The sequence below is a fragment of the Rasiella sp. SM2506 genome, assembly GCF_050859505.1.
Taxonomy (GTDB): Bacteria; Bacteroidota; Bacteroidia; order Flavobacteriales; family Flavobacteriaceae; genus Marinirhabdus.
Genome location: NZ_CP193934.1, coordinates 333468 through 356693 on the forward strand (window position 1 = coordinate 333468; position 23226 = coordinate 356693).

General features: G+C 38.1%; 22 protein-coding genes. 9 read left to right on the forward strand and 13 right to left on the reverse strand.

Annotation, left to right across the window (positions count from 1 at the left end; translation table 11 throughout):
• Window positions 1–9: 9 nt before the first annotated feature.
• The 5 genes from gldL to ACQ2HF_RS01640 form a co-directional block, all read right to left on the reverse strand.
• Window positions 10–666, reverse strand: coding sequence for a gliding motility protein GldL (gldL, locus tag ACQ2HF_RS01620; RefSeq protein ID WP_432411768.1), 657 nt, complete (start codon window positions 664–666; stop codon window positions 10–12).
• Window positions 667–739: 73 nt separating this feature from the next.
• Window positions 740–2113: a gliding motility lipoprotein GldK gene (gene gldK, locus ACQ2HF_RS01625; protein ID WP_432411769.1), complete on the reverse strand. Its 1374-nt coding sequence runs from the start codon at window positions 2111–2113 to the stop codon at window positions 740–742.
• A 110-nt stretch (window positions 2114–2223) separates the two neighbouring features.
• Window positions 2224–3387, reverse strand: coding sequence for a formimidoylglutamase (locus ACQ2HF_RS01630; RefSeq protein ID WP_432411770.1), 1164 nt, complete (start codon window positions 3385–3387; stop codon window positions 2224–2226).
• A gap of 50 nt (window positions 3388–3437) precedes the next feature.
• Window positions 3438–5963 (reverse strand): type I DNA topoisomerase, encoded by a 2526-nt coding sequence (gene topA / locus ACQ2HF_RS01635; protein ID WP_432411771.1) that lies wholly within the window; start codon window positions 5961–5963, stop codon window positions 3438–3440.
• 217 nt (window positions 5964–6180) lie between these two features.
• On the reverse strand, window positions 6181–6930 hold the full coding sequence (locus tag ACQ2HF_RS01640; protein WP_432411772.1) for a hypothetical protein: 750 nt from the start codon (window positions 6928–6930) through the stop codon (window positions 6181–6183).
• A gap of 149 nt (window positions 6931–7079) precedes the next feature.
• Here ACQ2HF_RS01640 and miaB point away from each other — a divergent pair, with 149 nt between their 5' ends.
• From miaB to groL, 7 genes are all read left to right on the forward strand, one after another.
• Window positions 7080–8540, forward strand: coding sequence for a tRNA (N6-isopentenyl adenosine(37)-C2)-methylthiotransferase MiaB (miaB, locus tag ACQ2HF_RS01645; RefSeq protein WP_432411773.1), 1461 nt, complete (start codon window positions 7080–7082; stop codon window positions 8538–8540).
• A 45-nt stretch (window positions 8541–8585) separates the two neighbouring features.
• Complete coding sequence (locus tag ACQ2HF_RS01650; protein WP_432411774.1) at window positions 8586–9860, forward strand: sigma-54 interaction domain-containing protein; 1275 nt, start codon at window positions 8586–8588, stop codon at window positions 9858–9860.
• Between the two features lie 15 nt (window positions 9861–9875).
• Entirely contained in the window at window positions 9876–10388 is a 513-nt protein-coding gene (locus tag ACQ2HF_RS01655) for an LptE family protein (protein ID WP_432411775.1), read from the forward strand.
• A 2-nt stretch (window positions 10389–10390) separates the two neighbouring features.
• Complete coding sequence (locus ACQ2HF_RS01660; RefSeq protein WP_432411776.1) at window positions 10391–11329, forward strand: hypothetical protein; 939 nt, start codon at window positions 10391–10393, stop codon at window positions 11327–11329.
• Window positions 11326–11667: a preprotein translocase subunit SecG gene (secG, locus tag ACQ2HF_RS01665; RefSeq protein ID WP_432411777.1), complete on the forward strand. Its 342-nt coding sequence runs from the start codon at window positions 11326–11328 to the stop codon at window positions 11665–11667. The genes ACQ2HF_RS01660 and secG overlap by 4 nt, the downstream gene beginning before the upstream one ends.
• A gap of 201 nt (window positions 11668–11868) precedes the next feature.
• Window positions 11869–12144 (forward strand): co-chaperone GroES, encoded by a 276-nt coding sequence (locus ACQ2HF_RS01670; protein ID WP_432411778.1) that lies wholly within the window; start codon window positions 11869–11871, stop codon window positions 12142–12144.
• 204 nt (window positions 12145–12348) lie between these two features.
• Entirely contained in the window at window positions 12349–13977 is a 1629-nt protein-coding gene (groL, locus tag ACQ2HF_RS01675; protein WP_432411779.1) for a chaperonin GroEL, read from the forward strand.
• Window positions 13978–14108: 131 nt separating this feature from the next.
• Here the strand turns inward: groL and ACQ2HF_RS01680 are convergent, their stop codons facing one another.
• From ACQ2HF_RS01680 to xrtF, 7 genes are all read right to left on the reverse strand, one after another.
• On the reverse strand, window positions 14109–14318 hold the full coding sequence (locus ACQ2HF_RS01680; protein WP_432411780.1) for a hypothetical protein: 210 nt from the start codon (window positions 14316–14318) through the stop codon (window positions 14109–14111).
• Between the two features lie 508 nt (window positions 14319–14826).
• Window positions 14827–15186 carry a heavy-metal-associated domain-containing protein gene (locus ACQ2HF_RS01685; protein WP_432411781.1) on the reverse strand — a complete coding sequence of 120 codons (360 nt, stop codon included), beginning with the start codon at window positions 15184–15186 and terminating at the stop codon, window positions 14827–14829.
• A 62-nt stretch (window positions 15187–15248) separates the two neighbouring features.
• A complete protein-coding gene (locus tag ACQ2HF_RS01690; protein ID WP_432411782.1) occupies window positions 15249–17483 on the reverse strand; it encodes a TonB-dependent receptor in 2235 nt (744 codons plus the stop codon).
• Window positions 17484–17594: 111 nt separating this feature from the next.
• Entirely contained in the window at window positions 17595–18005 is a 411-nt protein-coding gene (locus ACQ2HF_RS01695) for an HYC_CC_PP family protein (protein ID WP_432411783.1), read from the reverse strand.
• 19 nt (window positions 18006–18024) lie between these two features.
• Window positions 18025–18582 (reverse strand): DUF3347 domain-containing protein, encoded by a 558-nt coding sequence (locus ACQ2HF_RS01700; protein ID WP_432411784.1) that lies wholly within the window; start codon window positions 18580–18582, stop codon window positions 18025–18027.
• Between the two features lie 45 nt (window positions 18583–18627).
• On the reverse strand, window positions 18628–19062 hold the full coding sequence (locus tag ACQ2HF_RS01705; RefSeq protein WP_432411785.1) for an exosortase F system-associated membrane protein: 435 nt from the start codon (window positions 19060–19062) through the stop codon (window positions 18628–18630).
• Entirely contained in the window at window positions 19059–19607 is a 549-nt protein-coding gene (gene xrtF, locus ACQ2HF_RS01710; RefSeq protein ID WP_432411786.1) for an exosortase family protein XrtF, read from the reverse strand. Before xrtF ends, ACQ2HF_RS01705 begins: the two co-directional genes overlap by 4 nt.
• A gap of 80 nt (window positions 19608–19687) precedes the next feature.
• Between xrtF and ACQ2HF_RS01715 the strand changes: the two genes are divergently transcribed.
• Window positions 19688–20143, forward strand: coding sequence for a GAF domain-containing protein (locus tag ACQ2HF_RS01715; protein WP_432411787.1), 456 nt, complete (start codon window positions 19688–19690; stop codon window positions 20141–20143).
• Between the two features lie 102 nt (window positions 20144–20245).
• On the opposite strand, the gene ACQ2HF_RS01720 is transcribed toward ACQ2HF_RS01715, so the two are convergent.
• The gene (locus ACQ2HF_RS01720) at window positions 20246–21502 is read right to left on the reverse strand and encodes an ABC transporter permease (RefSeq protein WP_432411788.1); all 1257 of its coding nucleotides are present in this window, start codon (window positions 21500–21502) and stop codon (window positions 20246–20248) included.
• A 175-nt stretch (window positions 21503–21677) separates the two neighbouring features.
• On the opposite strand from ACQ2HF_RS01720, the gene purH reads away from it, so the two are divergent.
• A complete protein-coding gene (purH, locus tag ACQ2HF_RS01725; RefSeq protein ID WP_432411789.1) occupies window positions 21678–23210 on the forward strand; it encodes a bifunctional phosphoribosylaminoimidazolecarboxamide formyltransferase/IMP cyclohydrolase in 1533 nt (510 codons plus the stop codon).
• Window positions 23211–23226: the final 16 nt, after the last annotated feature.

Below are 23226 nucleotides of genomic sequence, written 5' to 3' on the forward strand. Positions count from 1 at the left end.
AAAACAATCTTAGTTTCTATTCATTGCTGATAACATTCCTCCGTACACACCATTCAATGAAGAAAGGTTTGTAGTAAGGTGTTCCATCTGTGATTTTAATTGTTCAGCATTTTCTGCTACTCTTTCGTTTGCTTCAGTCTGACGACTAGTAGACTCAATTTGCACTTTATATAAGCTATTTAATGAATCCATTTGTGCAGCAGCTAATGCCATTTCTTCACTATATTTTTTAGTTGAACTCATGGCTTCAGCAGTTGGCGCCATACCTTTTGCAGCACCTTCAAAAGAACGGATACTTGTACTAAGGCTATTCATTAATTCTGAATCGATACGAGCATCTTTAAGCATTTCGTCTAATTTTTGAGACAATAACCCTTGAGCATCTTCTGGTTGTTTTGCCTTCTTTGCAGACGTCATTCCTCCAGCCAATTCTGGGTATACTAAAGACCAATCTAAATCATCATCTACTGGTTCAAAGGCAGAAATTGCAAAGATAATTGCTTCGGTAATAAGACCTACAGCCAGTAATGTTCCTCCATCAAGGACAAAAATACCAAGATCTAACTCCCAGTGAAGGATTTTAAATAATGCTCCTAAAATTACAATAGAAGCTCCAAGCCCGTAGGCCATGTTAAATAATTTTTTAGATGATTTTGACTGTGCCATAATGAAATAGTTTTTTAGTTAAGTTAATTAAGTAAGTTTAGATTCAATATAAAAGGAAAGGAAACGCAAGGGGTTATCTTGCGTCACCAAAGTCTTTATTTACAGTAATATCTGTACCCATGTAGTCTTGCACGGTACGGAAGCCAATGTAACTTCTAGCAGAGTCTGCATATTCGAAATCACGGCTACTTACTTGTAAGAAGTAAGCAACATCTTTCCATGATCCACCACGAACAACTTTACGCATGTTTTCTTCGTCGTTTACGTTAGGATTCATAGTTGAAGTATACTCATAAGAAGCAGCGTCATAGCTTGAAGCTACCCATTCTGAAACATTTCCTGCCATATTGTACAGGTTGTAATCATTAGGCTCATACGCGTCTGCTTCCACAGTGTATAATGCTTGATCTGCTGCATAATCTCCACGCAATGGCTTAAAGTTTGCCATAAAACAACCTCGGTCATTCTTAGCATAAGGACCACCCCAAGGATAGGTAGCAGATTCTAGACCACCACGAGCAGCATATTCCCACTCTGCTTCACCAGGAAGGCGGAAAGAATTTACATGCTGACGTTTTTTAGATTTTTGGTATGAATTTTTATACAATGTTCTCCACGCACAAAATGCTTTTGCCTGCTTCCAGGTCACACCTACTACAGGATAATCCCCATAGGCCTGGTGCCAGAAATAGTCATTATGCATAGGCTCATTATAAGAATAGTTGAAATCTTTAATCCAAACAGTTGTATCTGGATAGATCATAACTTCTTCTTTTTTAATAAAATCTTTTCTACGTTTTCCATCTGCACGTGCAGCTGCCTGGATATCCATATACGTATATTGAAATTTCAATTTATCCACATCAATAGTACGTTGACCGTTATAAGCCTCTTCAGCAGGGATATACATAGAATCCATCACTTCTGAATAGTATTCGTCTGGATATTCTGCAGTGTCCCAAATAAGATCTACATCACTGTTTATTTTTCTACCTGCGTAGAAATCATCACCCATTCCGTAGTAGTTATCATACATATACTGATCGTATGGTGTCATTTCTTCGTTTTCTTGATCAACGAATGCAAATTCACCAACACTACCATCACCCGGTGTTGCTCCCATCTCATCGGCGATAATAGCCAATTTAAGACGCACAGTCGAGTCGCGTACCCATTCTACAAATTGTCTGTATTCTGCATTGGTAACTTCGGTTTCGTCCATGTAGAAAGAGCGAACCGTAACTGTCTTTGTAGGAGCATCATTTACCGCTACGAAGTCATCGTCAGACTTACCCATAATAAAGGAACCACCAGGAACTAAAGTCATTCCGTAAGGTTTTTCTGGGTACCATTTTTTTCCTTTTGCGCCAACAAGTTCACCTCTGTCTCCAGAGTTACAACTAAACAAAAAGGCTATCACTGCACTTAATGCAAGAATCTTCTTCATAGGTAATTAGGTTAAATTCGTTTGATTTAAGAGGGTAAACCTATCTATAAAAATTAAGAAAAGCAACAAATTTCTTAAAAAACCCTTAAATCTAAATTACTAGGTTTAAATTATACTTCGTTTTTTCGGCGGGCTTTTATCCACCTTTCAGGTATCTCCTGATTTGTTGCACCCACGTATTCACTGTATGTGCAAGGTAATAACGTATGCTTTTTTAGTTTAGTATCTACTTCTGAAATAAAAGGTATTTCTATCCACCATCTACCTGTCTTATGGCTCTTTTTAAAGACCAATACTTCATCTTCAATAGGCACTTTATAGATAGAATAGTACCTTTCGTCGGTAAAATCTTCATCTGAAACTCTAAAATTAACACCTTCGACGAAGTACCAAAACACCTGCGCAATTAACATAGCCCCGCTTTTTGCGGCTTCAAAATTTTTAAGCTCATAAACGCCAAAAGAGCTCACTCTGTTGCTTATACCTGCATATCTGGCTATAGCACATATTTCTCTACTATCGAAACCATTAGGACTTGCACTGTTTTTATAACTTAATTCTGAGCCTTTTATTGCCGTACTGTCTACACTTACAATATCTGCATCGCGCAAGATAGGCTCTACTACAGAGACATCTGCCATAATCTCCCCTAAACGGTAGGCATCAAAATAGAGTTTATTCATAAGCTCTATTTCTCCCGGCGGGTTGAAAAAAGACTGGTATCCCACAACACTGTAATTAAAAAGGTTATAGGGTTCGTCTACAATAATCCTACCTACATACGATTTATTTGTAATAGGTTTTTCGGCATCTCCTAAATCGAAGTGAGCGTCTACATTCACCATATTTACCATTTTACCTATAGTATCATAGGCTCTATATTGAGCATACAAGACATCCTGGCTGCCACCTAAAATTAAAGGGATGATCTTTTTTTGGAGTAGTGCAGCAATTACAGTTTTAAAAGCAAAGTAGGTGTCTTCCGGGGTAGCTCCATTAGGTATATCGCCCAGATCTACAATTTTTTTTCTCCAATTGCCCGGGTAAAGCGAATAGAAAGACTTCCTGAAAGCGTCCAGTTTTATTTCTTCACCTATATAATCAACATCTTTTCGGTTTTCCAAAACACCTAAAATAGCGAATCCCACCCCCTTTAAGTTGGGCAGGTCTCCATTTTTACGGTGTACCTCAATTTGTTTACCTAAAGTACCTTCTGGCAGGACTTCTTTATGAGCTACTACTTTTTTTGAAACAGGGGAAAGAAATTCAATCATTTTAATGCCTAGCGTTTTAGGTGCTCAATATGCCCAACGGTTTATAAACTTTATTTTTTTGCTGAAGTTTTCTTCTTTGCGGTAGTTGTTTTCTTTGGAGCTTTTTTCTTTGTAGCTTTTTTCTTAGGAGCTTTTTTCGCAAATAACTCCTGAGCGTCTTCCAAGCTAATTGTATCTGCTTTGGTAGTTTTTGGCAACTCTATTTTTGTTTTTCCTTTAATTAAATTAAAACGACCCCAACGCGCTTTCTCCAATCGAATTCCTTCTTCAGGCCATTCATTAATAAGCTTATCTATTTCTTTTTGCTTCTTATCTTCAATTAGCTGAACAATATCTTCATCGGTAAGATTGTCGAAATCATACTTCTTATTAACGTTAATAAACATGTTATTCCACTTTATAAAAGGACCAAACCTACCAGTACCTTTTTGTACGGGTAAATCGTCATACATATATATAGGTGCATCGGCTTTTTTCTTCTCCTCAATCAATTCTTTTGCGTACGGCATTTCCACTTCTAGTGGATCCATCCCTTTTGGTAAGGAGATAAACGTTTTGCCAAAACGCACATACGGACCATACCTACCATTGTTCACTTCTACTTCTTCTCCTTCATACACTCCCAATGTTTTTGGAAGCTTAAATAAATCCATCACTTCTTCAAAAGTTACCATATGTAATTGCTGGTCTGGACGTAAGCTGGCAAATTTCTTTTCTTCATCGTCCGGCGCTCCAATTTGAGCCATGGGACCGTATTTACCTAAACGCACTAATACAGGACGTCCACTTTCTGGATCGTCTCCTAAAATTCGTTCCCCGCTCTCACGCTCCGCATTTTCCTGCACATCTTCCACACGAGGGTGAAATTCTGCATAGAAGTTTTTCATCATTTTCTTCCAGTCTTCTTTCCCTTCAGCAATGTCATCAAAATTCTCTTCTACCTTGGCCGTAAAATTAAATTCAAGGATATTTCCGAAGTGCTCCACCAGGAAATCATTTACAATCATTCCAATATCTGTAGGCACTAATTTTCCTTTATCACTTCCCACAGTTTCGGTTAGTGTATTGTCTTTTAAGTTGTCGTTCTCTAACGTAAGCTGAAGATATTTGCGCTCCACACCTTCAATAGTACCCTTCTCAACATAATTACGGTTGATGATAGTAGAAATCGTTGGCGCATAGGTAGACGGACGACCAATACCTAATTCTTCTAATTGTTTTACTAAAGATGCTTCTGTATAACGGTAGGGAGCTCTTGTAAAGCGCTCGGTTGCGGTAATATAAGTACTATTTAGGTTGTCTCCTTTGGTTAAATTAGGCAACATTCCATCTTGTTCATCTTCTTCAGAATCGGTTCCTTCCAGATATACTTTTAAGAAACCGTCAAATTTTATCATTTCACCGTTGGCAGTGAATTGCGCTTTCACGTTTTTATCACCCAGCACATCAATCTTCACGTTGGTACGTTCCAATTGCGCATCGGCCATCTGACTAGCAAGGGTACGTTTCCAAATAAGATCGTACAATCTTGCCTGGTCGCGGTCACCTTCAATACCGTGGTTACTCATATCGGTTGGGCGAATGGCCTCGTGAGCCTCTTGTGCTCCTTTGGACTTTCCTTTATAGTTACGCGGCTGGCAATATTCATCGCCATAGTAACTTGCTATTTCTTTTTCAGCAGCACTCTTTGCATCGTTACTCAAGTTTACACTATCGGTTCTCATATAGGTAATGAGACCGGCTTCGTACAAACGCTGGGCAATGGTCATTGTTTTTCCTACTGAAAAATACAATTTACGAGAGGCCTCTTGTTGCAAAGTAGATGTGGTAAATGGTGCAGCAGGCGATTTCTTTGCAGGTTTTTTGGTAAGGTCTGCTATTTTATAATTGGCTCCTACATTTTTTTCTAGGAACGCTCTTGCTTCGGCTTCTGTATCAAAATTCTTCGGAAGTTTTGCCTTAAAAGAACTTCCTTCTGCAGTTATAAATTCTGCATCAATCCTGTACGAACCTACTGGAGTAAAACCTTCAATCTCACGTTCGCGCTCCACAATTAATCGCACAGCAACACTTTGTACGCGTCCGGCTGAAAGTCCGCCCTTTACTTTTCTCCAAAGTACCGGAGACAACTCATACCCTACCAACCTGTCCAGCACACGTCTGGCTTGTTGTGCATTTACTAAATTATAATCTATCTTACGCGGATTTTCAATGGCTTTTAAAATTGCGGTCTTGGTAATTTCGTGGAATACAATTCGCTTTGTATTCTCATCCTTAAGATCCAGCTCTTCGGCCAGGTGCCATGCAATAGCTTCTCCTTCTCGATCCTCATCACTTGCCAGCCAGACCATTTCGGCTTTTTTGGCAAGACCTTTCAATTCCTTTACCAGGGTTTTTTTATCTGGAGAGACTATATATTTAGGTGTAAAATCTCCGTCCACATCTACCCCCAACTCTTTTGAAGGTAAATCTGCTATATGTCCAAAACTGGAAGCAACCTTAAAATCTTTTCCGAGGAATTTTTCTATGGTTTTCGCTTTTGCCGGGGACTCCACAATCACTAAATTCTTTGCCATCTGTTCTCTTTTCTTGTTCATTTCCTAGAAGAAGGAAATCTATTTTTTGGATTACAAAAGTATGTGAATTTTTTTATAACGAAATTTTAACTGTAAAAATTAAGCTTCTGTTAACATAGAAAGCACAGGAATACTGCTGAATCTTCTCTTAAATCTACACGATAACCCAAGAAATTTCTATGATGATTTTTTAATCCTAACCAGAAATGAAAGTCTTCTATTCGGAAATTTCAGCTGAAAAACCTACCGTATTTTTATAGATATTATATATAGGTATGTGTACAAAAAGTTGTGTTACAAAAACTCCAATAAAGCAAAACACTAATCCCAATTGTGCAATCATATTGCTAATTAAAATAATCCCGAAAATGATAAGCCAAAACTTATGCCCTAACTTAAAAGCAGCTTTAATAATCTGAGAAACAGAAAGATCTTGATTAAAGACAAATAGAACTACGAATAATTGCAGTGGAACCATCACGTAAAAAAGAGGCAAATAACACAGCAAAGCTGCCGCAATTGCAATTCCCATCCCAGCGAGATTTAGTCCTAAGATTTTGCCTACATTCCCTTTTAAATATGAAAAATAACCGCCTGGACTTTCTGTGGAGCCTTCGTCTTTTAACCGGATTACTTTATAAAAATGAGCCACCAAAGAAAAGCTAAATAGCTGAACAATGAGTGCAATTACCAACACGCCCACCATATATCCTATCCAAAAAGAAAGCGAATAATTTATATCTGGTTGGTAATACGGATCGCCCATATTTTTAAAAATCCCAATATACATAGGAGCCAGCGGAATATAAACCAAAATTAAAAAAGAAATCATAAATAACATATTAAGGAGACCATGGTACAGCGCAGGTTGCCAAAGATCTTTAACAGAGTCGAACGTTTTTGTCAAGACATCTCCAAAATCTGGCTTCTGGGCATTTTCAATTCGATTAAAAATTGGGTGTTCCATAGGTTGCTTGTTGTTAGTTTGGATGTTAAAGATAGAAAAAAGAAATCTGCCATTTTGGCACAACTATAGATTTATCCATATCTTTGCACCCGCCTACTTTTTTTGGTAGGCTTTGTTTGAAGGAGCACTAGTTAGATTTCAGAAAATACATGCAAGACAAAACCATAGACGAAACAAAACAAGGAGATTCGCTTGTTTTAGAAAACAAAAAAGAGAACACCAAAAAACTTTTTATTGAAAGCTACGGCTGTGCTATGAATTTTAGCGATAGCGAAATTGTGGCGTCTATACTCAATGACCAAGGTTTTAACACCACTCAAAACCTAGAAGAGGCAGATCTGGTTTTGGTGAATACCTGCTCTATTCGAGATAAGGCAGAACAAACCGTACGCAAACGTCTTGAAAAATACAATGCCGTAAAACGCGACCACAATCCAAAAATGAAAGTGGGCGTACTGGGGTGTATGGCAGAACGTTTAAAGGAAAAATTTCTAGACGAAGAAAAAATAGTAGATATGGTGGTAGGCCCAGATGCCTACAAAGACCTTCCTAACCTTCTTGCCGAAGTAGAAGCAGGAAACGACGCAGTAAATGTAATCCTCTCCAAAGATGAAACGTACGGAGATATTGCTCCTGTTCGCCTAAACACTAACGGAATTAATGCCTTAGTAAGCATTACTCGTGGCTGCGATAATATGTGTACATTTTGCGTGGTTCCCTTCACACGAGGGCGTGAACGTAGTCGGGATCCTCAGAGTATTTTAGGAGAAATAAACGAATTGGCTTTAAAAGGCTACAAAGAAATCACCTTACTAGGACAAAATGTAGATAGCTATGTGTGGTACGGTGGCGGACTCAAAAAAGATTTTAAAAATGCTTCGGAGATGGAGAAAGCTACGGCGACTTCCTTTTCGCAATTGCTAGCTATGGTTGCCGAAGCACAGCCAGGAATGCGTGTTCGGTTTTCTACCAGCAATCCGCAGGATATGACGGAAGATGTTTTTCACGTCATGGCGAAATACAGAAATATTTGTAACCACGTGCATTTGCCCTTCCAGAGTGGTAGCGATCGAATACTGAAAGAAATGAATCGCCAGCACACCGCAGACGAGTACCGCGCTTTGGTAAAAAGAATGTGGGAAATTTTGCCTAATTGCAGCATCTCACAAGATATTATTGTAGGCTTCCCTGGCGAAACAGAGCAAGATCATCAAGATACGCTACAGTTAATGGAGGACATAAAATTTACCTTCGGGTATATGTACAAATATTCTGAAAGACCTGGAACCATGGCCGCCAGAAAGTTTGAAGACAACATCCCTGAAGCCACAAAAAAGAGAAGATTGACCGAAATTGTAGACGCACAAAGAACCCACGCTGCATACAGAACACAACAATTCGTTGGCAAAACAACTGAAGTATTAATAGAAAAGGAATCTAAGAAAAATCCAGACCAATGGAGTGGTCGCAACGAACAAAGCATAGGCGTTGTATTCCCAAAAGGAAATTATAAAATTGGCGATTTTGTGAAGGTGAAAATTCACGATTGTACGAGTGCAACGTTAATTGGCACTTCTACTCCGCTCAGTAACCAAGAAGCAATAGATTAAAAAATCGTGCCCTGAGCGTAGCCGACGGGTGGAATTTACACAATTATGGAAAGCGTACAAGCAACAAAACAACGGTTCGGGATTATCGGGAATGATCCAAAACTAAATCGTGCCGTAGAAAAAGCCATACAAGTTGCTCCTACCGATATTTCGGTATTAGTAACTGGTGAAAGTGGTGTGGGAAAAGAAAGTATCCCGAAGATTATTCACTCGCTTTCGCATCGGAAACACGGAAAATACATCGCAGTAAACTGTGGCGCTATTCCAGAAGGCACTATAGACAGCGAACTGTTTGGACACGAAAAAGGGTCGTTTACAGGAGCTACAGCCACCCGGAATGGTTATTTTGAAGTGGCCGATGGCGGAACTATTTTCCTGGATGAAGTAGGTGAACTCCCCTTGCCTACCCAGGTACGTTTGTTGCGTGTATTGGAAAATGGTGAGTTTTTAAAAGTTGGTTCCTCTAAAATTCAAAAAACCGATGTGCGTATCGTAGCGGCTACCAACGTAAAAATAACCGAAGCTATTAACAAAGGTAAATTTAGAGAAGACTTATATTACAGACTTAGTACCGTAGATATTAATCTTCCTCCATTAAGAGAACGTTCTGAGGATATCCATTTATTATTCAGAAAATTTGCGGCAGATTTTGCTCAGAAATATAAAATGCCCACGCTTCGTTTAGAAGATAATGCTGTACAAACTTTATTAAATTATCGCTGGAGCGGAAATATTCGTCAATTACGAAATGTTGCTGAACAGATTTCAGTATTAGAACAAGAAAGAACTATTAGCAAAGAGAAATTGCATCAGTACCTTCCCGATATGGGAAGTAATTTACCAGCAGTTATCAATCCGAAGAAAAATGAAAGCGATTTTAGTAGCGAACGCGATATTTTGTACAAAGTGTTATTTGATATGCAACGAGATGTAAACGATCTTAAAAAATTAACGTTGGAATTGATGAAATCTGGAAACGCTTCTAAAGTAAAGGAAGAAAATGAAGGTCTTATAAATAAAATATATTCTGAAAAGCATAATCATCAAGAAGAACTAGCAGCCATTGTGGAGGAAGAATATGACGAACCAAGCAATGTTGAAGTGTTGAATATTGCTGAAAAAGCTTCAGAAGCAAGAGAAAATAAATACGATTTTGCTGAAGAGATTCAAGAAGAAGAAAGCCTGTCTCTACAGGAAAAAGAACTGGAGCTCATTAAAAAATCATTAGAAAAATACAAGGGCAAACGCAAAGATGCCGCAGACGAATTAGGCATAAGCGAACGGACGTTGTATAGAAAAATTAAACAATATAATTTATAAGTATATTCGCCTTACATGAAGTATATTTTTAAAATAGCACTAGTACTCGCCTTAGTCCCTATGGTTCAAGGCTGCAAATTTTACTCTTTCACTGGAGCAGACATAGATTACAGTACCACCAAAACATTTCAGGTAAACTTTTTTCAGAATAACGCGCCTATTGTGGAGCCTGGAATTGGGCGGGATTTTACATTAAAATTACAAGATATCCTCATCAACCAAACAAGTTTGGATTTAGTAAATAATAACGGTGATCTTATTTACGAAGGAGAAATTACCGAGTACTACATTGCCCCAATTACCGCTCAATCAAACAGTACCGCCGCCCAAAACCGATTGACCATAAGTGTGAATGTTCGGTTTTTTAATACTAAAAAAGAAGAAAAAGATTTTGAACAGCGTTTTTCTTTCTACTTTGATTATGCCGGGCAACTCCAACTTACAGGTGCGGCACTGGATAGTGCTATAGACGTAATTTACGAGCGCATCACTCAGGATATATTTAATAAATCACTTGCTAACTGGTAATTTTGAATACAGAAACTTTTACATATCTATTGGCAAATCCGCAACAGCTAACTAACCAACAGCTGGCGGAGATTACTACCGTGGTTCAAAAATACCCCTACTTTCAGAGTGCACGTGCCTTGCAATTAAAAGGACTTAAAAATAACGACAGTTTTTTATACAACGACACTTTAAAAGTAACGGCTGCACATACAGCAGATCGTGATATCCTATTTCAGTATATAACTTCCAAAATATTTGTCCAGGATAAAATTTCAGAATTAATTTTGCAGCACGATGCTTCGGTAAACGAACTTGAGGTTGTAATGGAAGATCTTTCAGAACAAACCGCACTGGAGTTGGACAAACAAATGAAAGCTGAATTACAAAAAGCCGAGGCGATTTTAAACCCAAGGTTGTTTGAGCGTAAAGTGCAATCGTTAGTAGAAATTTCAAATAAAAATGAGATAGAAACTGAAATAGAAAGCAATGTTGAAACTTCAGCAACTAGTTCCGAAGAAAAAATAGTAGCAGTAGATGCGCCACTTCCGTTTAAAAAAGACGACACCCACTCTTTTAGCGAATGGTTACAACTAACGCAGGCAAAACCCATTAAACGAACTGAAGCCAAAACAGACAACATACCCTCCGAAATTGAAGAACTAACCAACACACCATCTGCCGAAGAAAAGTTTGAATTGATTGAGAAATTCATTCAAGAAAAGCCAAAACTGGAAGTCTCTATATCACAAACCAAGCAACCAGATCTTGCCAAACAATATACCCAAACGCCTAACTCCTTGATGACAGAGACCTTGGCGAAAGTTTACCTGCAGCAAAAAAATTATAAAAAAGCTATTAAAGCGTATGAAATATTAATTTTGAAAAATCCCGAAAAAAGTGGTTTCTTTGCAGATCAAATTCGAGCAATTAAAAAACTGAATACAAAAGAAGCAACATGAGCACGTTTACAATATTTTTAGTCTTGATTATTTTTATCTCCTTTTTATTGGTGGTAGTTATTATGGTACAAAACCCAAAAGGAGGCGGATTATCATCTTCCTTTGGTGGCGGTGGTGGCGGTGCCCAAATGGGTGGTGTTAAAAAAACAACCGACTTTTTGGACAAAAGTACCTGGACCTTGGCCATCGTTTTATTGGTTTTAATTCTAGCCAGTAATATTCCCATTATGAACAACACAGGAACCAACAGCACCTTTCAAGAAGATGTTGAAAATGTAGTACCAGAGACTACTACAAATCCTGATGCTTCAACGAATACAGATCCAGACGGAGAGTAATTCGCGAAAACATATTTTATAAAATGCCAGCTTATGACAAGCTGGCATTTTTTGTTTACAATTATTTCAAATTGGCAGTAAACAACCCTTGGCATACTTTCTGCCTATTGGGTAACAGACAAAATAATTTTTAGTTTAACGAGATTCCCGTCGAAATTTATGCTGAGCATAGTTGAAGTGCGGAAATAAAAAAAATAATATATGGCATTAAAAATCCAACCCCTTTCAGACCGAGTAGTTGTTGAGCCCCAAGCGGCAGAAACAAAAACAGCATCTGGATTGTACATACCAGATAGCGCTAAAGAAAAACCACAACAAGGCAAAGTAGTAGCCGTAGGTAAAGGTAAAAAAGACTACGACATGACCGTAAAAGTAGGCGACACTGTTCTCTACGGAAAATACGCTGGTAGTGAGCTAAAACTTGAAGGTAGCGACTACCTTATTATGCGAGAAGAAGACATACTCGCGATTGTTTAACCCCTCGACTCCGCTCGGGGTACAATAAGAATTAATTCAAATTTCAGTATATAAAACTTAATTTGAAATACATTAAACTATATTCTCCCTTTCGGGGAGATGTCAGCCGCGGCTGACAGAGGGGACAATCTCTTCGAAAATTAAAATAAATTAACAGTAATAAGATTCTCACCTTCGTGGGAATGACAAAATTAAAATTTTGACATGGCAAAAGATATAAAATTTGACGTTGAAGCACGTGACGCAATCAAACGCGGCGTAGACGCTTTAGCAAACGCAGTAAAAGTAACGTTAGGACCCAAAGGACGTAACGTAATTATAAGTAAAAGTTTTGGCGCACCACAAGTAACCAAAGATGGGGTTACCGTGGCAAAAGAAATTGAATTGGAAGACGCCCTTGAAAATATGGGCGCACAAATGGTAAAAGAAGTAGCGTCTAGAACCAATGATTTGGCAGGTGACGGTACTACTACTGCAACCGTGTTGGCACAAGCCATCGTAAAAGAAGGTTTAAAGAACGTTGCCGCAGGAGCAAATCCTATGGATTTAAAACGCGGTATTGACAAAGCAGTTGAAGCTATCGTAAAGGACCTTGAGAAGCAAGCGACCAAAGTGGGCAATTCTTCCGAAATGATTCAGCAGGTGGCTTCTATTTCAGCAAATAATGATGAAACTATTGGTAAACTGATTGCTAAGGCTTTCGGAAAAGTAGGAAAAGAAGGTGTTATCACCGTAGAAGAAGCTAAAGGAACTGAAACATACGTAGACGTTGTGGAAGGAATGCAGTTTGACCGTGGATACCTTTCTCCATACTTTGTAACCGACAGCGAAAAAATGCAAACCGAATTGGAGAACCCAATGATCTTGTTATGCGACAAGAAAATTTCTTCGATGAAAGACTTAATGCCAATTTTAGAACCCGTAGCACAACAAGGAAAATCGTTGTTGATTATTGCTGAAGACTTAGACGGCGAAGCATTAGCTACTCTGGTAGTAAATAAACTTCGTGGTTCCTTAAAAATTGCAGCTGTAAAAGCACCTGGATTCGGAGACCGTAGAAAAGCAATGTTGGAAGATATCGCAATTTTAACTGGAGGAACCGTAATCTCTGAAGAAAGAGGTTTCACTTTAGAAAATGCAACCCTAGAAATGTTAGGTACTGCAGAAACAGTAACGATTGATAAAGACAACACAACTATTGTGAATGGTGCTGGTAAAAAGAGCGACATCCAAACACGTGTTGGACAAATAAAATCTCAAATTGAAACTACAACGAGCGACTACGACAAAGAAAAATTACAGGAGCGTTTGGCCAAGTTGGCTGGAGGAGTAGCAGTACTGTATGTAGGTGCAGCTTCTGAAGTTGAAATGAAAGAAAAGAAAGACCGTGTAGACGACGCCCTTAATGCAACCCGTGCGGCTGTGGAAGAAGGTATTGTAGCTGGTGGTGGTGTAGCGTTTATTCGTTCTCAGAAAGTATTGTCGAAACTCACTACAGACACTATGGACGAAGCAACGGGAATCCAAATTGTTTCAAAAGCTATTGAAGCTCCATTGCGCACTATTGTAGAAAACGCTGGTGGTGAAGGATCGGTTGTAGTTAATAAAGTTAGAGAAGGTAAAAAGAACGAAGGTTTTGATGCAAAAACTGAAAAATACGTAGATATGCTGAAAGCGGGAATTATTGACCCGAAAAAAGTTACCCGTATTGCGCTCGAAAATGCAGCTTCAGTTGCCGGAATGATCCTGACTACCGAATGTGCTTTGATAGATATTAAAGAAGAAAGTTCTGGTATGCCCCCAATGGGAGGCGGAATGCCCGGAATGATGTAATGGCGTGTCGCCATATACAATAATTGAGTTTGGTTTTTGACCAATGTTAAGACCTCTGCTTTTTGTAGGGGTCTTTTCTTTTACGAAGAATTTAGAGGTAGAAAGTTTACGGTATCTAGGGATTACAAAAGCTATTTCTTACCCTTAATCAACCTGAACAGCGAAAGAGCAATCAACGTAAGCACCAAAGGCCAAATCACAAAAAGATCTGTGCGAATTACATCTATACCATCATTGGGCTGGGCTGCCAACCATTGTTGCATATAATATTCCCATACAATAGCGCCCACCAAAACGGCAACCGTTATTATATATAATAAAGTAACAGGTTTTAATATCATAGCTCTAAAATACAAAAACCGCCTTATGTAAAGGCGGTTTTCTTTTTGTTTCTGTTTGTTTAAGCTTAGCACCCTAAGTACGAAGCCTTTGTGGAAGTTTTATTTCAAAAACTTCAGACTCATGATTACTTCTTCTTTGAAGTAGTCTGAGCAGTCTTCTTAGGAGCCGATTTTGGCTGTGCCTTAGGAGACTTGTTTGACTTTTGATCTTTCATAACTTTTAAAATTTAAAGTTACTGAGTTAAACATTCTTCTTAACTTTTAAGGAGTGCTTTCAACCCATATTCTTATTTCTAAGAACACTATAAATGTACAACGGAATGTGTTTCAAGATTTTTTGTTAGCTAAAAATTAACTAAAAAATTATAAAATATTTTAAGTTGAAAATGAATTCTATTTTAACATATTTCAGAAATAGTACGGCAAAAAAAACTGTTTAAAAAGCAACAAATTTACATCTGTCAATTACTTTTTAAACAATTTCTAATGGCGAGCTAGTGCAATACAATTAGTTATTGTCATGATCTTTTTGCACTTTTTCATCCCGATATAAGCAGCAAGCATGTACACTATTATAAGCTTCCTCTGTGGCCTTTATTTCTTTGGTGTCATGCCCAACATTTGCAATGCTTTGACTGATTGTGGCTACGTCTGTTTTGTTTTCGTCAAAAATAAGGCTACACTCTTTAGTTTCTACATTCCAAACAGCAGATTTAACTCCTTTGGTTTTTATTGCTGCCGTCTCAATACGTTTTTTACACATACCGCAAATACCGTCTACTTCAAGTGTGGCTCTTGCATTTTTATCTTGTGCTGTTGCCGTTACACCTATTATTGCTACTAAAAAGATGATGATGTAATTTTTCATATGTCTGTTTTTAAGATTTTCTTCGGAAGCGTATTCAGAAGATTAATTAATATTTAAAGTTATTAAATTCTATATCTAAGTCCAAGATAATAATTACTACCAAAGATAGGACCGTACACAAAAGTAGTATCAAAATTTGAACCAAATGGGTTTTGAGGATCCACAATTGGGTTGTCCTGGGTTTCATCGGTAAAATTTTCTGCCCCTGCATATATTTCAAACGTACTACTAAAAATTTTAGTTACCTGTGCGTTAAAAGTTCCTAACAAAGGTGAAAACTCCGTACGTCTAAAATCTACAGGATTGGAGATAGTAGAAGCATACCGCTGTTTACCCAGCCAATTATAAGTAAGATCGAATTTCCAATGACCTCCTGTTTGTTTGTTTACTTGTGTTTCGTAAGCAACATTTGCAAAAATTCTATGGCTTGGCGTCAAAGGTTTTTCCAGGTTGCCACTTAAATAATCTGTTTTTACTTCGTAAAATTTATAAGCTGTACGCACATCAAGACGTTCTGCAAGGTTATAGCTAAATTCTACCTGAAAACTATTGGCAAAACTTTCGCCTTGCAAATTATAAAATCGAATTCTTTTTGAATCTTCCCAGTCTACCACCACTTGATTTTGAAAATCGGTTCTGTAAAAATCCAGTGATACATCTGCCCTGCGTTCAAATACATCAAAACCTTGTAAAAATGAAATACCATAGTTCCAGGCTATTTCAGGATCTAAACCATAAATTTCTCCCCCAGTATTTAAAATTGAAATGCTGCGATTGGTAGAGAATAATGACTGATTTTCAACAAAAATATTAGCGCTTCTTTTTCCGCGTCCTACCGAAGCGCGTAGGGCTGCTTTATCCCAGGGCGTGTAGCGTGCATGAATTCTTGGGGTTACAAACGTACCTAGTAGATTATGTTTATCTACACGCAAACCTGCTGTCATTGTAAAGTTTTCAAGATCATCGTAGGCATATTCAAAGAAAGCGCCAAAGGAATTTTCGGTTCTGTCATAATCGATACCCTCTACGGCTTCGTCATAATCTTCGTACGTAGCATTGAGTCCGGTTTTAAATTTATGGCGAGAGTCACTTATAATAGAGCTTAAAAGCGCATTGGCATAGAAACTTTCGTGCTTAATATCATAGGGTCTTAAACCAAAATAAGATTTTTGATCGTGATTGCTATACGCTATCTGCAATCCCATACTCTGGTACGGAATTTCTGGAAAAACATACCCTAATTTTCCTGTAAAACCAAAATGCTGTGTGTCTATTTCTCCTCCCCAAGCATTGGTGGTACCACGATCTGTATCAGGGTTAAATGCCGTTTGCCCAACTTGCTTATCGTCTTTCATGTATCGCAAATTGAAAAAGCTCACAAATCCTTTTTCGGCATCGGTATATTGCCAGCGGTTCATTACGTTTATCTGTTTGGCCAGCGGCGTATCCAAAAAGCCATCTTCATTTTTATCGTTCTTTACGCCACGATAATTTCCGTGGAGATAGAGGCCTGTATCCCACTTGTCACTCACTTTTGTATTGAGGTGAGTATTGAGTTCGGTACGGCCGTTAATAGCCCCATAAGCGTTTACAAACACATCGTCGTCGGTTTGTGGTTTTACAAATTCGGCATTTATTTGGCCCGCTATGCTTTCAAAACCATTCACCACACTTCCTGCACCTTTGGTAATCTGGATACTCTCTACCCAGGTTCCAGGTATATAACTTAACCCATAGGCCTGTCTAGCACCTCTTATAGCAGGAATATTTTCAATGGTAATGAGTGTATAAGGACTTGTTAATCCTAACATTCGTATTTGGCGAACTCCTGTGACGGCGTCTGCAAAATTCACATCAATGGAAGGATTGGTTTCAAAACTCTCCGATAGATTACAGCAGGCTGCTTTCAGCAATTCTGCACTACTTACATTTATGGTATTTTGACTACTTAAAAACGAACGAGATGTTGCTTTTTTTCTGGAGGTAACCGTAATTTCATCCAACGCTCCCTTTGAGCTTAAAACCTGCCTTATTTTTCTGGGTGCCGTGACAATTAATGTATCTGGCTTGTATCCAATATAACTTATCACTAACCGGGAACGCCCTTCTTCGAAAGGAACTTCAAACAGTCCATCAAAATCTGTTACATCGCCAACTTTTGAACCCAGCCAAAATACATTGGCACCGCCCAATGGGACTTCTTTATTATCTATGATTTCCAGTACTATTCCCTCCACTTTTTCTTGCGAAAGTGTCACTATCGGAACTAATAACAGAAGGTATATAAGTTTCCTCATTATTGTTTTTTTCTAATATATATTGAAATTTTTGATTCGTTGTTAACTACAACAACTGTCTCCACGAATAGGTCTAGGAGTCTTTTAAATTCGCATAGCGAAAAAAGGGAATCAAATAAGGAAAGTTTCATAAAAAACGGAGATGTTCTTTATGAGGGGAGGTGGGTTATATTCTGAAAACGCTATTGACTTACGTAGTGTCGTAGTCTCAATTCGAAGGACAAATACTGGAACAAATGCTGCTACAAAATTAGCAGGCAATTGAAATGTATCTTGCGAGGCGTTAAAGTTATCGTCTGTAGTTATTGTAGTGTATAGATCATCGCAACAGCTATGTCCTTCGGTCTTTTCATCGGCACAGGTATCCTCTGCTACATCTAACATGTCGCAGGAGAGCTTTTCTTCGCCTAATGTTACGGTTGCCATCATTTCAGAATCTCCACAAAAATGCTGAGCGTACGCAACGCCACTCGTGCTTGCCATAAGCAGAACACACATTAATATGGAAATTATTTTTTTCATTTAGGCAAAACCAGGAGTTCTATTCTATTTTGGCTTCAATACGCCCGCAACGTAACATCTTATCCCCAAAATATGGATTTTGAATATCGCTACTACCACTCAACCAAGAAGCGCCAGTGTTATTAAATGCCATGGGGCAGAATTGTTTATACACAGTTCCAGAAGCAATTTCTCCTTCCAGCATTGTTTCAACGGCTGAAGTTAAAGGTACAAAAGCGGTACGTTGTTCTTCTATATTTGATGCCTCTACTATACTCTGGGCAGCTTTCAAAGCAGCATCTTCTACGCCAATATTGGCAAATGCTGTCATCAATCTCGATGCCGAAGCTCCTGCTTGTGCCGCATTGGTTCCTACTAATGCGTCTTTTAAACCTATATATTCACGAAAAACCACAGCCATATTAGGATCGTTAAAAGCAACTTCACCAATGGTTGGTTTTTTTGTGTCGGGTTGTGTTACGGCATCGCCAGAAGTAACTTCCACGGTTTCGGGAGTGTCTTTTTTGGCGTCGTTCTTACAAGAGGTAAAAGCGAATAATAAAAGTAATGCAGGTATAAAATAGTTCAGTTTCATCATATTTATTTTGAAGTACAAAGGTACAAATTTTGGAATAATAGATGTTTATAAATTAGTAGTAAGGCGTTGCATATAAAAAGCAGGCACCAAGAGTAATAAAAATAATGGTTGAATTAAAAAACGTCTCACATAAAATAAGAGGAGATGTGGTCCGGCTTCGGAAGTGTTTACTAAGATAAAAAACACTGTGATGAGTAGTATTACCAAAGTTCCGTAGAGGAAAACTGAAAACGTCACCACTCCTTTTTTTTGAAAAATCACCCAAAGTATCCCGATCGAAATCACTCCATTTATGAGGTAGCGCAGTAGCGTATGCCCTAGAAGCTTCCCCATTTCAAAATCTGGTAGTGGTTGCGTAGTATGGTCGGTTTTGAAAAATTTGAGTAATGGATCGTAAAATAAACTTTCTTCAAATAACCGAACGAGCACCAACAATACTAGCCCCAGAAAAACCAAAACTATTTTTAAACTCTTGCTCATTCTGGAGGAGATTTAGGAGTTAACATTCGCACCCAGACCAGCCATAATAGAAATACCATTCCGTAGATAATCCCAGGAAACACAACGCTATGTAACGTATGTTGATGTTCTGGATATTTGTACAAAGCCATAGCTAACATGGCAATACGCAGGATATTTACCGCATAAATTAATAGCACCCCGGAAAAAATATACAAGACTGTTTTCTTCCAACGTTGTGCAAATGCGATAATAAATGAAACAAATAAAATTATAATACTTAACGCATTACAGCCTTCTACAATCCTAGCTAAAAACCTGCCTTCTACAAATAATTTCATTGATGGCTGAGTGGGATGTGGAATTACTTGAGCAAAATACCCAAATCCTTCTATCACAGCAGTACTTTGTTTCGCCACGAGATTGGTGATAAAATCTGGTGCATACCTTCCATTTTTTGAGAGCTCTAGATAAAATCCGTAGAGAAGACTAAGCAACACATAACTCCCTAAAAAAAGGAGCAAGAACACAACAACACTTTTATATGTACTGAAAAGTTTTTTCATTCGGTTTTAACAAAAATACAGCATTTAGATTTCCTAAAAACGAAGGTTTTGAAATACATTTGTTCTAAATTAATGATATTATGCCTTTCAAAAATTTACAACCACGCGTCGCTGCCATTTTGCATAACGAAGAAGAAACGGTAGCGAATCGCCTTACACAAGTTTGCGAAGTACTACAAAACACTATTGGCTATTACGATTGGGTTGGGTTTTATTTTGCCAATCACGAAGCTAAAACACTTCATTTAAAAGCATTTGCCGGAGAACCAACAGATCATACCGTTATTCCCTTTGGCAAAGGAATTTGCGGACAAGTAGCTGTAAGCAATGAGAATTTTGTAGTGGCAGATGTTAAAGCACAAGACAACTATATTGCTTGTAGCATCTATGTAAAAGCTGAAATTGTTGTCCCCCTATTTAAAGACGGGAAAAATATTGGACAAATTGATATAGATTCTCACATCCCAGACCCTTTTTCTGAAGAAGATGAACGATTTTTGGAATGGGTAAATAAGAAAGTAGCAGAAATCCTCTAACGAGGATACATTCCAAAAAAAATAAAATTCCAAATCCTAAAAGCTTACGTAAAGACCTTTGGAATTTGGAATTTTGTTTTTATAATTTTGCCTCTTTTGTGGTTACATCCCTGTTCTAATTGCCTCTACAGGATCTAATTTTGAGGCCGAAATTGCTGGGAGAATTCCTGAGATTAATCCAATCAAAATAGAGACCCCAGAACCATACAGCATATTCTTTAACGAAAGTACAAACTCAAAATCTTCAGTTAAGGTAGAAGCTATCAATGAGGCGATAAAAACGAAAAATATCCCAACCAAACCACCAATTACTGCTAGAATAACGGCTTCAAATAAAAATTGAAATAAAATGAATCTGTTTTTGGCCCCCAACGATTTCTGAATTCCAATAAGGTTTGTGCGTTCCTTGACACTCACAAACATAATATTGGCAATTCCAAAACCTCCAACGAGTAGTGAGAAGCCGCTAATAATTAAACCAATAATATTCATCTGGCCAGTAATGTTATCAATTAAATCGGTAAAGCCTTTTAATTGGTTTACAAAAAAATTATTTATTTCATCGGGTTTTAAGCCTCGGGACATCCTTAATTTTTGAGATAACGACGCAATAAACGCATCACTTTCTACTCCTTTTTCGGGTTTAAGAACAATAAAAGGGACCAAGCTTCTATTGCTGCTACCAAATATTTTTCGCACCGCATTTACCGGTAAATACCCTGCGGTATCTCTAGAGCCTCCAAACAACGAAGACCCCTCCTTTTTAAGCACTCCAATAATCGTAAATTTTCTCCCGTACAGCCGCGCTTGTTTTCCAATAGCTTGTTGGGCAGAACCAAATAATACATTTGCAATTTCATCACCCACTACAACAACATTGGATCCACTATTACTCTCCGTTTCATTAAAAAAACGGCCTTCGGCAATATCAAGGGCTTCTAGTTCATAATATTCATACGTTACTGCACCTATTTGAACATTGCTCACTGTGGCCCTTTCATATTTCATAATTTCCTGAGGGACATTTAAGGTGTAGGAAACCGCTTTTACATTAGGCACATTTCGTTTTATATATTGATATTCTTCGTAGGTTACATCTGGGAATTGTTCGCTTTTCCAACGTGGAACTTCGCTAGGACCAAAAGAAAACCTTCCTAAATAAATAGTACTGTTGTCAAGTGAGCTTAAGCTGCCATCAATCTCTTTTTTAAGTGAATCTACCGCAGCCAAAACGGCAATTATAGAGAAGATTCCAATGGTCACGCCTACTAGCGACAAAAAAGTGCGCAACTTATTGTTTCTAAGCGCGCTCACCGCAAAATTGAAGCTTTCTTTAAGTACTCGTAGATAAATTAGCATGTTTGGCTGTTTAACGGATCCCGTCCTTTTGATAAAGTTATGAAAAGTAGGACGCTTTCTGTTAACATTCGTTACAAAAAATGGTGCATAATATGTATTTTTGCACCTTAAATTCTGCAAAGCCAAAGGCCGTAGCAGTTATAATTTTTAAAAACAGACTTCAGCACCACAGGTTATGAGCGATACCAAAAAGATTTCTTCTGCATTAATTTCAGTATTTCATAAAGACGGGTTGGGGCCCATCATTAAAAAATTAGACGAATTAGGGGTGATGCTCTACTCCACTGGAGGCACCCAGAAATTTATTAATGATATGGGAGTGAATGTGATTCCTGTTGAAGATGTGACGGATTATCCGTCTATTTTAGGCGGACGTGTAAAAACGTTGCATCCAAAAGTATTTGGCGGTATCTTGAACCGTCAAGACAACGAAAGCGATGTGAGAGAAATGGGACAATACAATATTCCGCAGTTGGACGTTGTAATTGTAGATTTGTATCCGTTCGAAAAAACTGTTGCTTCAGGTGCTACTGAAGAAGATAGTATTGAAAAAATTGATATTGGAGGTATTTCTTTAATTCGTGCCGCGGCAAAAAATTTTAAAGATACCATCTGTGTTTCTTCCATGGAAGATTATGAAGATTTCTTGAACGTAATTTCTTCAACGAATGGCGAAGTTTCAATGGCAGATAGAAAACGCTTTGCCGCAAAAGCTTTCAACGTATCATCACATTATGACAGTGCCATTTTCAACTATTTTAACAGCGACCACGCTATTGCTTCGTTGAAAATTAGCGAAACTAATGGAAAGGCATTGCGTTACGGTGAAAACCCACACCAGAAAGGATTTTTCTTTGGCGATTTTGAAGCCATGTTCGACAAACTTCACGGGAAAGAATTAAGTTATAACAACTTGCTGGATGTAGATGCTGCCGTAAACTTAATGAACGAATTTAAAGGCGAATCCCCAACCTTTGCTATTTTAAAGCACAACAATGCTTGTGGAATTGCACAACGCAACACCGTTTTAGAAGCGTATACCGATGCTCTGGCAGGGGATTCGGTTTCGGCTTTTGGAGGGATTTTAATCTGTAATACTGAAATTGATGCGCCAACAGCAGATGAGATTCATAAGTTATTTTGTGAGGTAGTAATTGCTCCTTCATTCTCTAAAGAAGCTGAAGGAATTTTAAAAGGCAAAAAGAATCGGATTTTATTAACTCAAAAAGATGCCACGCTCCCTGAAAGCACTGTGAGAACGTGTTTAAACGGGGTTTTAGTTCAGGATAAAGATCACAAAACCGATACTATTTCAGAATTAACAAACGCCACCAACAATAAACCAGATAGTAGAGAGTTAGAAGACTTGATGTTTGCTTCCAAAATTTGCAAACACACTAAGAGTAACACGATTGTTTTAGCAAAAAACAAACAATTATGTGCAAGCGGAACAGGCCAAACAAGCCGAGTAGATGCCCTTCGCCAAGCTATAGAAAAAGCTAAAGGTTTTAATTTTGACCTTAAAGGCGCTGTGATGGCGAGCGATGCATTCTTTCCGTTTCCAGACTGTGTAGAGATTGCAGATAACGCAGGAATAAAGGCTGTAATCCAGCCGGGAGGGTCTATTAAAGACCAGTTGAGCATAGATTATTGTAATAATAACGAAATGTCTATGGTATTTACTGGAACCCGACACTTTAAACACTAATTTTGTTACATTTGTT